The organism is Staphylococcus argenteus (assembly GCF_000236925.1).
Classification (GTDB): Bacteria; Bacillota; Bacilli; order Staphylococcales; family Staphylococcaceae; genus Staphylococcus; species Staphylococcus argenteus.
Window position 1 is genome coordinate 2,102,496 of record NC_016941.1, and the last position, 13,059, is coordinate 2,115,554.

The 13,059-nt window shown below is 34.4% G+C and carries 16 protein-coding genes; all 16 read right to left on the reverse strand.

Features of this window, described 5'->3' with window-relative positions:
* Positions 1-17: 17 nt before the first annotated feature.
* The 16 genes from atpG to SAMSHR1132_RS10335 all read right to left on the reverse strand — a co-directional run bounded on the left by atpG (position 18) and on the right by SAMSHR1132_RS10335 (position 12,974).
* Positions 18-884 carry an ATP synthase F1 subunit gamma gene (gene atpG, locus SAMSHR1132_RS10260; protein WP_000157603.1) on the reverse strand — a complete coding sequence of 289 codons (867 nt, stop codon included), beginning with the start codon at positions 882-884 and terminating at the stop codon, positions 18-20.
* A gap of 30 nt (positions 885-914) precedes the next feature.
* A complete protein-coding gene (gene atpA / locus SAMSHR1132_RS10265; RefSeq protein WP_000974878.1) occupies positions 915-2,423 on the reverse strand; it encodes a F0F1 ATP synthase subunit alpha in 1,509 nt (502 codons plus the stop codon).
* A 21-nt stretch (positions 2,424-2,444) separates the two neighbouring features.
* Positions 2,445-2,984, reverse strand: a complete 540-nt coding sequence (locus SAMSHR1132_RS10270; RefSeq protein WP_000241349.1) for a F0F1 ATP synthase subunit delta — start codon at positions 2,982-2,984, stop codon at positions 2,445-2,447.
* Complete coding sequence (locus SAMSHR1132_RS10275; RefSeq protein WP_000140679.1) at positions 2,984-3,505, reverse strand: F0F1 ATP synthase subunit B; 522 nt, start codon at positions 3,503-3,505, stop codon at positions 2,984-2,986. The genes SAMSHR1132_RS10270 and SAMSHR1132_RS10275 overlap by 1 nt, the downstream gene beginning before the upstream one ends.
* A gap of 196 nt (positions 3,506-3,701) precedes the next feature.
* Entirely contained in the window at positions 3,702-3,914 is a 213-nt protein-coding gene (atpE, locus tag SAMSHR1132_RS10280) for a F0F1 ATP synthase subunit C (RefSeq protein WP_001048816.1), read from the reverse strand.
* A 42-nt stretch (positions 3,915-3,956) separates the two neighbouring features.
* Positions 3,957-4,685 carry a F0F1 ATP synthase subunit A gene (atpB, locus tag SAMSHR1132_RS10285; RefSeq protein WP_000349658.1) on the reverse strand — a complete coding sequence of 243 codons (729 nt, stop codon included), beginning with the start codon at positions 4,683-4,685 and terminating at the stop codon, positions 3,957-3,959.
* A 20-nt stretch (positions 4,686-4,705) separates the two neighbouring features.
* Complete coding sequence (locus tag SAMSHR1132_RS10290) at positions 4,706-5,158, reverse strand: ATP synthase subunit I (RefSeq protein ID WP_072324275.1); 453 nt, start codon at positions 5,156-5,158, stop codon at positions 4,706-4,708.
* Positions 5,159-5,221: 63 nt separating this feature from the next.
* Positions 5,222-6,352 carry a non-hydrolyzing UDP-N-acetylglucosamine 2-epimerase gene (wecB, locus tag SAMSHR1132_RS10295; RefSeq protein WP_000723429.1) on the reverse strand — a complete coding sequence of 377 codons (1,131 nt, stop codon included), beginning with the start codon at positions 6,350-6,352 and terminating at the stop codon, positions 5,222-5,224.
* 23 nt (positions 6,353-6,375) lie between these two features.
* The gene (gene upp / locus SAMSHR1132_RS10300) at positions 6,376-7,005 is read right to left on the reverse strand and encodes a uracil phosphoribosyltransferase (protein ID WP_000048713.1); all 630 of its coding nucleotides are present in this window, start codon (positions 7,003-7,005) and stop codon (positions 6,376-6,378) included.
* 27 nt (positions 7,006-7,032) lie between these two features.
* Entirely contained in the window at positions 7,033-8,271 is a 1,239-nt protein-coding gene (gene glyA / locus SAMSHR1132_RS10305; RefSeq protein ID WP_000120498.1) for a serine hydroxymethyltransferase, read from the reverse strand.
* A gap of 25 nt (positions 8,272-8,296) precedes the next feature.
* Entirely contained in the window at positions 8,297-8,821 is a 525-nt protein-coding gene (locus SAMSHR1132_RS10310; RefSeq protein WP_000654190.1) for a TIGR01440 family protein, read from the reverse strand.
* A 107-nt stretch (positions 8,822-8,928) separates the two neighbouring features.
* On the reverse strand, positions 8,929-9,348 hold the full coding sequence (locus SAMSHR1132_RS10315) for a low molecular weight protein arginine phosphatase (protein ID WP_001028193.1): 420 nt from the start codon (positions 9,346-9,348) through the stop codon (positions 8,929-8,931).
* On the reverse strand, positions 9,345-10,391 hold the full coding sequence (locus SAMSHR1132_RS10320) for an L-threonylcarbamoyladenylate synthase (protein WP_000379904.1): 1,047 nt from the start codon (positions 10,389-10,391) through the stop codon (positions 9,345-9,347). The genes SAMSHR1132_RS10315 and SAMSHR1132_RS10320 overlap by 4 nt, the downstream gene beginning before the upstream one ends.
* Positions 10,392-10,474: 83 nt before the next feature.
* Positions 10,475-11,311 carry a peptide chain release factor N(5)-glutamine methyltransferase gene (prmC, locus tag SAMSHR1132_RS10325; protein ID WP_000248738.1) on the reverse strand — a complete coding sequence of 279 codons (837 nt, stop codon included), beginning with the start codon at positions 11,309-11,311 and terminating at the stop codon, positions 10,475-10,477.
* Positions 11,298-12,374: a peptide chain release factor 1 gene (prfA, locus tag SAMSHR1132_RS10330; protein ID WP_000460246.1), complete on the reverse strand. Its 1,077-nt coding sequence runs from the start codon at positions 12,372-12,374 to the stop codon at positions 11,298-11,300. Before prfA ends, prmC begins: the two co-directional genes overlap by 14 nt.
* Entirely contained in the window at positions 12,375-12,974 is a 600-nt protein-coding gene (locus tag SAMSHR1132_RS10335) for a thymidine kinase (RefSeq protein WP_000273359.1), read from the reverse strand.
* Between the last annotated feature and the right edge of the window lie 85 nt (positions 12,975-13,059).

Sequence of the window (13,059 nt, forward strand, 5' to 3'; positions counted from 1 at the left end):
TTTTCCTCCTTTAAATATTATTCAAGCGCTGCAGAACCACCAACAATTTCAGTAATTTGTTGTGTAATTTCAGCTTGTCTCGCTCTGTTATATTCTAATGATAAGTCATCAATAAGTTCAGTTGCATTATCAGTAGCATTTTTCATCGCAGTCATACGCGTTGCATGCTCACTTGCTTTTGCATCTAATATCGTTCCGTAAATCAAACTCTCAACGTATTGAGGCAAGATTACACTTAAGATAGATTCTTTATCAGGTTCAAATTCATAAGATGATAAATGACCATGTCCCTTACTAGAATCTTCTTGAGATAATGGTAATACTTGTCTTGATGTTGGTTTGTTTTCAAGAACACTCACATAATGACTATAGTATATATTTAATTCATCAATTTCTTCTTCACTGTATAAGTCTATAGCATGATTTGCTAGTGCTTGAACAGATTTGAAAGAAGGTTGATCAGGTACGTCCACTTGAGAATACTCAATGTCATAACCTCTATTTTTTAGGAAATCAACACCTTGTTGTCCTAAAACTACAATACTGTATTCGCTACTATCTTGATGTTTCGCTTCAATATCAGTAATCAATTTCTTAAGTACATTTGCACTATATGCACCAGCTAAACCTTTATCACTTGTGATAACTAAATAACCACTTCTAGTTATTTTACGAGGTCTTAGCATTGGATGGTTTGTATTGCTACTTGCACCTGCAACTGCAGTAATTGCATCTTGCATTTTATCCATATATGGTGTGAATTGTTTTGTATTTTTTTCAGCTCTACGAAGTTTTGAACTTGATACCATGTTCATTGCTTTCGTAATCTGCTTCATTTTTTTGGTTGATTTTATTCGAGTATCTATTTCTTTAAGAGAAGCCACTATCTCACCACCTTATACTAAACTTGTTTATTATTCAGATTTGCTAAAGCTTTTTTTGAATTCGTTAATAGCTGTGTCGAACTTCTCAGCAGCTGGTAGGCCACCAGTTTCTCTGATTTCATTTAACAGTTCAGTAGCATTTGATTCTGCCCAGTGGTTTAACTCGTCTTCAAAACGTGTGATATCTACAACAGGAATATCATCTAAATATCCTTTTGTTAATGCATAAATAATCAACACTTGATATTCAACTGGTAATGGTTTGTTTTGATCTTGTTTTAAAACTTCAACCGTACGTTTACCACGTTCCAATTTACTTGCTGTAAATTCATCAAGGTCTGAACCAAATTGTGCGAATGACTCAAGTTCTCTGTAAGACGCTAAGTCAAGACGTAACGTACCAGCAACTTTTTTCATTGCTTTAATTTGTGCAGAACCACCAACACGAGATACAGATTGTCCGGCATTAATCGCTGGTCTTACACCTGAGAAGAATAAATCAGATTGTAAGAAGATTTGTCCATCTGTAATGGAAATAACGTTTGTTGGTACGTAAGCTGAAATATCACCAGCTTGAGTTTCGATAATTGGTAATGCAGTAATTGAACCGCCACCTAAATCATCGTTTAATTTTGCTGCTCTTTCTAATAATCTACTATGCAAGTAGAATACATCACCTGGGTATGCTTCACGACCTGGAGGTCTACGTAATAATAATGATAACTCACGGTAAGCTGCTGCTTGTTTTGTTAAATCATCATAAACGATTAAAACATGTTTACCGTTGAACATAAATTCTTCACCCATTGTTACACCTGAATATGGCGCAATATAAAGTAGCGGTGAAGGTTCAGAAGCTGATGCTGCTACTACGATTGTGTAGTCTAAAGCACCTGCTTGTCTTAATTTTTCAACGTTTGCTCTTACTGTTGAGTCTTTTTGACCAATGGCAACATAAATACAAATTGTTCCTTGATCTTTTTGATTTAAAATTGTATCAATGGCAATTGTTGTTTTACCTGTTTGACGGTCACCAATAATTAACTCACGTTGACCTCTACCAATTGGTACTAAAGCATCGATTGCTTTGATACCTGTTTGTAATGGTTCATCAACTGATTTACGATCCATTACACCAGTAGCTTTTTTCTCTACTGGACGCGTTTTAGTTGTGTTAATCGGTCCTTGTCCATCAATAGGTTGTCCTAATGGGTTTACAACTCTTCCGATTAGTTCTTCCCCTACTGGTACTTCCATGATACGACCAGTACGTTTAACTTCATCACCTTCAGTAATATCTGTGTATGGTCCTAAAATAACCACACCCACATTTGACTCTTCAAGGTTTTGTGCTAAACCAAGTACGCCGTTATGGAATTCTACTAGCTCACCAGCCATAACGTCATTTAATCCGTGAATTAATGCAATACCATCACCAATTTGTAATACAGTACCTACATCAGTTACGGACATTTCTGACTCATAATTTTCAATTTGTGAGCGAAGTAATGCACTGATTTCTTCAGCTTTTATGGCCATCTATGTCACTCCTCTTTATTATTAATTAGCTCTTCTAAATTTTCTTTGTAATTGGACAAGATCATTTCTAACACTACCATCTAGTACAGTTGTGCCGACTTTAACTCTAAATCCACCAATTAAATCTGGATTAATTTTAGTATCTACAATTACTTTAGATAACTTTGTTTGTTGAGTTACCAGTTTGACAATCTTATCTAACTCTTCTTGACTCAATTCATATGTTGACTCAATTGTCGCAAAATCTTGATTATAGTATCTGTTATATAAACTTTGGAAAGCTTTAAAAACATCACCAACTAATGAGATATGTCTATTATCAGCTAACACATACATCATGTTTTTAATGTATGGGTTAATTTCTGTAAATACACCATTAATTAACTCTCGACGTTGTTCCGCAGTTTGAGTAGGATTACTATCAACCATTTTTAATTGCTCAATTTTATCTTTTACTGCCTCATTAATGACTGTTAATTCTTCATTAATAGTTTCCAAATTATTTGTATCTAATGACACGTCAAATAATGCTTTAGCATACTTATTAGCTACTTTCACCATTATTTATCGCCTGCCTCTTTTAGATACTTGTCAACCAATGCTTTTTGGTCTTGTTCAGAAATTTCTTTTCTAAGTACTTTAGAAGCAATTAACACTGATAGTTCAGATACTTGATTATTAATATCAGCAATGGCACGTTCTTTTTGGCTATTGATTTCACTTTGAGCTGTTTCAATCATACCGTTTGCGCGTACGTTAGCTTCATGAATAATTTGTTCTTGCTGTTGTCGTGCTTGAACCTTAGCATCTTCTAAAATCTTTTGAACTTCTTCTTGTGTTTCTTTAAGTTTTTGTTTATTTTCTTCTTCAAGTTTTTGTGCATTTAACTTTGCTTGTTCTGCGTCATCGATATCTCTGTTAATATCTCTTTCACGTTTATCCATTACATCTTTTAATGGACCCCATGCGAACTTTTTAAGTAACGCAAGTAATACGATGAAAGTTAGGACCTGTACAATCACAGTCCCCCACTCAACGCCTCCAGCTGCACCAAGAACGAATAAGTTAGCTGTTTCAGTCACGGGTTCATGACACTCCTTTCATTAAAATAATCGCTAGTGTTATTTAGAAAAACGAACGAGGTTAGGACCTTCTGAATTCATGCGATAGGTATGCAATATTTCATATCTTTGCAATTCAATACTGCTCATAGACACTACTTTATATACATTAATGTTTATATCCTATCCGCTTTGTCCCGACCTCTTTATCTGTTAATTATCCAGCAAATGTCATGAATGCAATTACTACACCGATGATAGGTAATGCCTCAACTAAACCTACACCAATGAACATGATACCCATTAATTGACCACGTGCTTCTGGTTGACGTGCTACACCTTCAACTGTTCTTGAAACGATAAGACCGTTACCGATACCTGCTCCTAATGCTGATAAACCAATTGCGATTGCTGCTGCGATTAAATTCATAATTTAATTTCCTCCTGTGATTGTATATAATTATTGAAATTTTTAGTGTTCATCTGCCACTTTATGTGACATATAAACCATCGAAAGCATAATAAAGATATATGCTTGGATTGTTCCTACAAATATTGAGAATGCTTGCCAAACAATTAAACCTGGGATACTAATAATCCAACCCCATGCTGGTTCGTTAAAGAATAAGCCAGCAAGTAACGTTAATAGTATCTCACCTGCAAAAATATTACCGTACAAACGTAGACCAAGTGTTAATGTTGAAGTGAATTCTTCAAACACATTAATGATTGCCAATGGCCAAAATGGCTGTACGTAACCTTTAAGGTATTGTTTCGTGCCACGCATTTTAATTCCATAAAAGTGAGTTAACAGTATTATCGTTGTAGACAACGTTAATGTAACTGTTGCATCAGCTGTTGGTGATTTCCACCATAATGTATGGTCTTTTGTCGCTATTGAAAACGGAAGACCCAACATATTAGCTATAAAAATGTACAGAATAAGCGTTACCGCTAAGAAGTGGAATTGACCACCTTTTTTCCAAGCCATGTTACCTTCAATGATTCCCCTCACGAAATCAAAAATCCATTCAACGAAATTTTGTTTGCCAGTTGGTCTTTTTTTCAAATTACGCGTACAAATGATAGCAAGTAGAAAAACAAGAAGCGCCGTAACAAGTATCATCAATATACTTGATAAATTGAAAACGATATCGAAACCGAATAAATTCCAACTCACGAGCGGGGATTTGTGATCCATAATCTCACCTCTTTCTTAATTTATTTGCTCACCTTTAGTAAAGGACGTATGATAACTACAACATATGAAATCATTAAACCAATAATGATACCGATTATACTTACATGCGATTTATTAAAGTACCAAATCATACAGGCGATAATTGCAACTAAATATCGCCACATATTCCCAGTAGAAATATGCATAGTGTCTGGTCTTTTAGACTTGGCTAAATAGCTCTCAAATACATACGTATTGATTGCAGAACCAGTAACACCAATGATTAATCCTAAGATAAATGCATGGTGTATAAACAAGTACAATCCTGCCAATATTATTATTATATAAAAATAATATTGAATGAACTGTTTGAAAATGTTGTAGAAACGACTCATTTTATATGCCTCCGTGTGACTGATATCAATCATGAAAACCGTTCCACTCATACAAATTAAATGATAATATAGGCGATTTGTGGTGTCAATTCTATTCAAATTGTTGTAAAAAAATAAGCATAGTCAGACACAATTTAGACACATTTTGTCACAAAGTCTCTTTTAATTGAAATCGCTTGGTTTTTCAGTGATTAAATTCAAATAATACTTAATATGATTTACTATTCTTTCTGAAGCAAATCCATCACCATATGGATTATGTGCTTCTGACATTTGATGATACATTCTATTATCATTAATTAATTGTTTTGTAGCTTGATATACATCTTCTTCATTCGTACCAACTACTTTCAATGTACCCGCTTCAACACCTTCAGGCCGTTCTGTAACGTTACGTAATACTAGGACAGGCTTGTTAAATGATGGCGCCTCTTCTTGTATGCCACCTGAGTCGGTTAAAATAAAATATGCTTGTTTAGCAAAATTGTGAAAGTCTAATACATCTAATGGTTCAATTAGTTCAATTCTTTCATGATTACCTAAAATCTTTTGCGCCACTTTACGAACTTGCGGATTTTTATGCATTGGATAAACTAATGCTAAATCTGTATTTTCATCTACTAAACGTTTAACCGCTTTAAAAATGTTTTCCATTGGTTTTCCAATATTTTCACGACGATGCGCTGTCATAAGAATAAATTTTTTATCGCGGTATTGATCGATAATATTTGATTTATAATCTTCATCAACTGTGTATTTCATAGCGTCAATTGCTGTATTACCAGTGACAACAACACTTTCTGACTTTTTGCCTTCATTTAATAGGTGTTTTGCTGCATTTTTAGTTGGTGCAAAATGCAAATCAGTTATAACTCCGACTAGTTGTCTATTCATTTCTTCTGGAAAAGGTGAATATTTGTCATAACTTCTTAAACCTGCTTCTACATGTCCAACTGGCACTTGATTATAAAATGAAGCTAACCCACCTGCAAATGTAGTCATCGTATCACCATGAACAAGTACCATATCCGGCTTTTCTAAGTGAATTACTTGTTCTAATTGAGTAATCGATTTTGAAGTAATTTCAGAAAGTGTCTGTCCTGATTTCATAATATTCAAATCGTATTTTGGTTTGATTTCAAAAGTTTCTAATACTGAATCAAGCATTTCTCTATGCTGTGCTGTAACTACAACTATTGGCTCTAGCATGTCATCTTTTTCCAAAGCTTTAACTAAAGGAGCCATCTTTATGGCTTCGGGTCTTGTTCCAAATACGGTCATAATCTTTTTCATCAAACTACTTATCTCCGATTCTTCTATTTAGTACCAAACAATCTATCTCCAGCGTCTCCTAACCCTGGTGTGATATATGCTTTATCATTTAGCTTTTCATCAAGTGCAGCAATATAAATATCTACATCTGGATGTGCTTCCTGCATTTTTTCTACGCCTTCTGGTGCCGCAATTAGACACATGAAGCGAATATTTTTAGCGCCACGTTTCTTTAATGAAGTAATTGCTTCAATTGCTGATGCGCCTGTTGCTAGCATAGGGTCAACCACTATAATTTGTCTTTCAGTTATATCTTGAGGCAATTTAGCGAAATACTCTACAGCTTTTAAAGTTTCTGGATCACGATATAATCCGATATGTCCAACTCTTGCCGCAGGTACTAAACTTAAAATACCATCTGTCATACCTAACCCAGCTCTTAAAATGGGAACGATGGCTAACTTTTTACCAGCTAAACGTTTAGCTGTCATTTTCGTCACAGGCGTTTCAATATCAACATCTTGAAGCTCTAAGTCTCTAGTAACTTCATATGCCATCAACATACCAACTTCGTCTACAAGTTCTCTAAATTCTTTAGTACCTGTATTTACGTCTCTAATATAGCTTAATTTGTGTTGAATTAATGGATGATCGAAAACGTGTACTTTACTCATAAAAATTACTCCTATCTTTGTATATGTTTATTGATATAGAGGATATTCAGCTGTTAATTTCGCAACGCGTTCTTTAGCTTGTTGTAATTTTTCTTCATCTTTACTGTTTTTCAAAGCTAAACTGATGATTTTTGCAACTTCCTCAAACGCATCTTCATCGAATCCACGCGTTGTTGCAGCAGGTGTACCTAAACGTATACCACTCGTAACAAATGGTTTTTCTTGATCAAACGGAATGGTATTTTTATTACATGTGATACCAACTGAATCTAATGTTTCTTCAGCTTCTTTACCAGTAAGTCCTATAGACCCTTTTACATCAACAGCTACTAAATGATTATCTGTACCACCAGAAACTATTCTAAATCCTTCTTTAATCAACGTTTCAGCAAGGACTTTTGCATTTTTAATCACTTGCTCTTGATATGTTTTGAAATTATTATCTAGCGCTTCACCAAATGCAACTGCTTTTGCTGCAATAACATGTTCAAGGGGTCCACCTTGAATACCTGGGAAGATTGTTTTATCTATGTCTTTTTTATATTCTTCCTTACATAAAATCATACCACCACGTGGTCCACGTAATGTTTTATGTGTTGTAGTTGTTACAAAATCGGCATATTCTACTGGATTTGGATGCAATCCTGCCGCTACTAAACCTGCGATATGTGCCATGTCTACCATTAACTTAGCGTTTACTTCATCTGCAATTTCTTTGAACTTTTTAAAATCAATTGTTCTTGAATAAGCTGATGCGCCAGCTACGATAAGTTTAGGCTTATGTTTCAGTGCTAATTTACGAACTTCATCATAATTGATACGTTCAGAATCTTTATCCACACCGTATTCAACAAAATTGTAGAATTTACCACTAAAGTTTACTGAAGCACCATGTGTTAAATGACCACCATGGCTTAAGTTCATACCTAAAACTGTGTCTCCCATTTCTAGAGCAACAAGGTATACCGCCATATTTGCTTGTGATCCTGAATGTGGTTGAACATTTACATGTTCAGCTCCAAATAGTGCTTTGGCACGATCAATCGCAATACTCTCAGTAACATCTACAAATTCACAACCACCATAATATCGGCGTCCTGGATAGCCTTCAGCATATTTATTAGTTAAGACTGAACCTTGTGCTTCCATAACTGCTTCCGATACGAAATTTTCTGATGCGATTAACTCAATGTTGCTGTTTTGTCTCTGAAATTCTCTCTCGATTGCTTCTGCGATAACTTTATCCTGTTTGGTGATATAAGACATATAATCTCCCCTTCTTTCAAAAAACTTATTGGTATTTAGCACGTTCGCCACCAATCTTTTTCGGCCTTGAGGTTGCAATAGTCACTAATGCTTGCCCCACTTGTTTAACTGTTGTTCTAACTGGTACGCAAACATGTTTGATATGCATGCCTATCAATGTTTGACCAATATCAATACCACATGGCACAGTAATATACTCGACCACGATTGGATCCTTCATATGCTGGTATGCGTATGTCGCTAAACTACCACCTGCATGTACATCCGGAACAACGGAAACTTCTTCCATTGTTAATGGATTAAAATGAGATCTTTCTATTGTTATAGCTCTATTTATATGTTCACATCCTTGAAAAGCGAAAGAAACGCCTGTCTCTTTACTCACAACATCCAATGCGTTAAAAATAGCTTCTGCTACTTCCATTGAACCAACTGTTCCTATTCTTTCCCCAATAACTTCAGAAGTTGAACATCCAATTAAACAAATGTCTCCTTTTTTAAAAAAAGACATTTCTTTTAATTCGTCTAGTAACATTGTCAAATCTTTCATAAAAACCCACCCTTCCGCAAAAATAAAAAAGGAATATAGCAAAGTGCTACACTCCTCCATTATAACTTATTTAACTGTTAACATATACTAATTATACAGAATTCCTTTTAGCAAATAATTTCTTTTAATTTTAAAATTAACTTTGTAAGTTCATCGTATGTGTATTGATAAATTTCTCTTGAACCACCATAAGGATCTACTACTTCTCCAACTTCTTTAACATATTCATGCAAAGTATATACATTGTTTTGAAATCCATATTGCGTGAATATCATTTCTTTATGAGAACGTGACATAGTCAAAATAATATCTGCTTTTAAATCTTGTTCACTAAATTGTTGTGATAATGTTGGTTTTACTAAATTATACTCATGAATGATATCTATAACATGACGGGCGACTTCTTGATTATTCATAGCGAATAATCCTCGAGATTCAAAGTGCTCATTTGGCATAATTTCTTTTGCAATACTTTCAGCTAACGGACTACGACATGTATTTCCTGTGCAGACAAATACAATATTCATAGTTCATATCCTTTAACAAAATGATTTCCTGCTGCTTTTATCATACGATTCATTATCGCCTCACTCTGATCATTTAAATCAAATCCATAAATATAAGCTTGTTTGATTGTTTCATTTTCATCTAATGTATGTAACACTTCATATAGATTATGATTAGCTTGTTTGATATCTTTTTCATCTTCGCATAAATAAATAAATTGTGCTTTGTTAGGTATAAAGTGAACTTTAGATTTTGGGACTATAAAAGCTATAGACGACCATTCCTCTTCATCATTACCAATATTATTATTAAGTTCAGTAATAATCGTTAACGGTGTATTAGGCGCGTAATGTTTATATTTCATGCCTGGTGCAATTGGTTTTTCAGTATCATTGTAATCAGCATGAGTAACACTATTTGGAATGATTTCGCTAATCATTGATGCTGTAATAGAACCAGGTCTGGCAATTTTATAAGGAAAAGATGTACAATCTAACACTGTACTTTCTAAACCTTCTTCACTTTGTTCTGCTTGAATAATGCCATCAATACGTCCATTCAAATCATGAAAAACGTGTTTAAACGTCGTTGGTGAAGGTCTGCCACTTAAATTTGCACTTGGCGCAGCTAAAGGTTCATCTATAATTTGTAATAATTGTCTTCCAACAGAATGACTCGGCATCCTAACTGCAACTGATGATAATCCACCCGAAACTTTCGAACATAAATAACCTTTCTTTAATGGTAATATAAATGAAATCGGACCAGGCCAAAATGCATCCATTAATTTGTCTATACGTTCATCTATAGCGTATGTAAAATCTTCTAATTGCTCTTTACTGTGTATATGAATAATAAGCGGGTTATCAGACGGACGTCCTTTTGCTTCATATATTTTAGTTACAGCTTGTTCATCTTTCGCATTTGCTGCAAGTCCATAAACTGTTTCTGTTGGCAATCCAATTAATCCACCATTTAATACTATATCTTTCACTTCATTAATTTTAGGATATTGCTGTAAATCTTCATTATATTCTCTAACATCCCAAATTTTAGTATCCACCTTAATCACACCTTTCCTATTTATCATAATACAAAGTAAAAAGCTATGCACTTAACTATATATCGTAAGCGCATAACTTGTAATCACCATATAAATGAAACGATTCTGTCTTGACCGTTTATATCTTTAATAATATCTATATTTTTATCCGGATATTTTTTTGAAATAATTTTTTTAAGTGTCTCCCCTTGGTTGTAGCCAATTTCAAACACAATTGGACTTCCAGGTACAATGACGTACGGTAAATCTTCAATGATTGATTCATAAATTGCATATCCATGATTATCAGCAAATAAAGCTTGATGCGGTTCAAACTTTGTCACTGTTGGCGACATTGAATCCATATCCTTTTCGTCAATATATGGAGGATTTGAAATCAAACCATTTAACTTAATACCTTTCTTTATCAATGGTTTCAATGCATTTCCAATTAAAAATTGAATGTGCGTTTGATTTTTCTCTGCATTAACACGCGCTATATTAAGCGCATCTAGAGAGATATCAGTGGCGATAACATTTAGGTCTGGCTTTTCACATTTCAAAGAAACCGCAAGCACTCCGCTCCCTGTTCCGATATCAGCAATTGTTGCACCATCTTTTAATTGTCGTAAAAAATGCAACATAACTTCTTCAGTTTCAGGTCTTGGTATTAAACAATTCGTATTTACATCAAACGTTCTTCCAAAAAACGAAGCAAAACCTACAATATACTGAACCGGTTCTCCTAAAAGCATGCGTTGAAGAGCTAAATCGAATTTCATAATCATTGCTTTAGGCATTTCATCATGCATGTGTACAACAAAGTCAGTACGTGTCCATTGAAATACATCTAGCATTAGCCATTCTGCTCGTGTTTGCTCAAATCCTTTTTTCTGCGCTAATTGAATTGCTTCGTCTAGCTTCTCTTTATAATTCACCATTGTTAAGTTCTTTCAATTTATCTGTTTGCTCTGATAAAGTCAGTGCATCAATAATTTCTTCTAAATGACCTTCCATTATTTGGCCAAGTTTTTGAAGTGTAAGTCCGATACGATGGTCTGTTACACGGCTTTGAGGGTAATTGTAAGTTCTAATACGTTCTGAACGATCTCCAGTACCAACTGCCGATTTACGTTGAGAAGCATATTTTTGTTGTTCTTCTTGAACTTTCATATCATATAGGCGCGCTTTCAACACTTTCATCGCTTTTTCACGGTTTTGAATTTGAGATTTCTCAGAAGATGTTGCAATTACGCCTGTTGGCAAATGGGTAATACGTACTGCAGAGTCAGTTGTATTGACGTGCTGACCACCTGCACCACTTGAACGATACGTATCTATTTTTAAATCTTCATTGCGAATTTCAATTTCTACATCTTCAACCTCAGGTAACACTGCAACTGTTGCTGTTGAAGTATGAATACGTCCACCTGATTCAGTTTCTGGAACACGTTGAACACGGTGTGCACCATTTTCAAATTTTAATTTACTGTATGCACCATTACCAGATACTGAGAAACTAATTTCTTTATAACCACCATGGTCACTTTCAGATGCTTCCACTATTTCTGTTTTAAATCCTTCCGATTCAGCATACTTAGAATACATACGCATTAAGTCACCTGCGAAAATAGCCGCTTCATCTCCACCTGCAGCAGCTCTAATTTCGACGATAACATCTTTTTCGTCATTAGGATCTTTTGGAATCAACAATATTTTAAGTTCTTCTTCAAGGTTAGGCAGTTCCGCTTTAATACCACTGCTTTCCTCTTTTAACATTTCGATTTCTTCTTTATCTTCTGTTTCATTTAATAATTCTTCTATATCAGTCAATTCTTCTTTTTTAGATTTATAATTTCTATAAACATCTACAGTTTTTTGCAAATCCGCTTGTTCTTTAGAATATTTACGTAATTTATCTGAATCATTTACTACATCTGGATCACTTAACAATTCATTAAGTTGTTCGTATCTTTCTTCTACAATATCTAATTGATCAAACACTTATAATTCCTCCTTATTATTGTCACTTGGTGCTACGATATGGTGCGCACGACAACGTGGTTCATAACTTTCATTGGCACCTACTAAAATAATCGGATCGTCGATTTTAGCTGGTTTACCATCTATTAATCGTTGTGTTCTACTAGATGAAGAACCACAAACAGCACATACTGCTTGAAGTTTCGTTACTTGTTCACTGACAGCCATCAATTTAGGCATTGGTTCGAACGGTTCGCCCCTAAAATCCATATCCAATCCAGCAACAATAACACGGTGTCCATTAGATGATAATTTTTCTGCAATACTTACAATTTCATCATCAAAAAATTGCACTTCGTCTATTCCTATAACATCAACATTTGATAAGTCATGCATCATAATTTCTCTTGCTGTAGAAATATTAATCGCTTCAATGGCATTACCATTATGAGATACGACTTTTTCTTTATGATATCGATCATCAATCGCCGGTTTAAATACAACGACTTTTTGTTTAGCGTATATACCCCTTCTTAATCGTCTTATCAGTTCTTCGGATTTACCGCTAAACATACTACCTGTAATACATTCTATCCAACCGGAATGGTAAGTTTCATACATTGAGAGTTCCACCTTTTTCAAAACATAATCGCTTTATTATATCATATTTCAATTATTCATAAATGTCTTTTTCATAATTATATCG

Excerpts from the sequence above, each read along its gene's own strand:
- atpA (WP_000974878.1), bottom strand. The coding sequence starts at position 2,423 with ATGGCCATAAAAGCTGAAGAAATCAGTGCATTACTTCGCTCACAAATT.
- prmC (WP_000248738.1), bottom strand. The coding sequence starts at position 11,311 with ATGGTGAATTATAAAGAGAAGCTAGACGAAGCAATTCAATTAGCGCAG.
- glyA (WP_000120498.1), bottom strand. The coding sequence starts at position 8,271 with ATGTCTTATATCACCAAACAGGATAAAGTTATCGCAGAAGCAATCGAG.
- SAMSHR1132_RS10270 (WP_000241349.1), bottom strand. The coding sequence starts at position 2,984 with ATGGTGAAAGTAGCTAATAAGTATGCTAAAGCATTATTTGACGTGTCA.
- SAMSHR1132_RS10335 (WP_000273359.1), bottom strand. The coding sequence starts at position 12,974 with ATGTATGAAACTTACCATTCCGGTTGGATAGAATGTATTACAGGTAGT.
- upp (WP_000048713.1), bottom strand. The coding sequence starts at position 7,005 with ATGAGTAAAGTACACGTTTTCGATCATCCATTAATTCAACACAAATTA.
- SAMSHR1132_RS10315 (WP_001028193.1), bottom strand. The coding sequence starts at position 9,348 with ATGAATATTGTATTTGTCTGCACAGGAAATACATGTCGTAGTCCGTTA.
- SAMSHR1132_RS10310 (WP_000654190.1), bottom strand. The coding sequence starts at position 8,821 with ATGAAAGATTTGACAATGTTACTAGACGAATTAAAAGAAATGTCTTTT.
- atpB (WP_000349658.1), bottom strand. The coding sequence starts at position 4,685 with ATGGATCACAAATCCCCGCTCGTGAGTTGGAATTTATTCGGTTTCGAT.
- wecB (WP_000723429.1), bottom strand. The coding sequence starts at position 6,352 with ATGAAAAAGATTATGACCGTATTTGGAACAAGACCCGAAGCCATAAAG.
- atpE (WP_001048816.1), bottom strand. The coding sequence starts at position 3,914 with ATGAATTTAATCGCAGCAGCAATCGCAATTGGTTTATCAGCATTAGGA.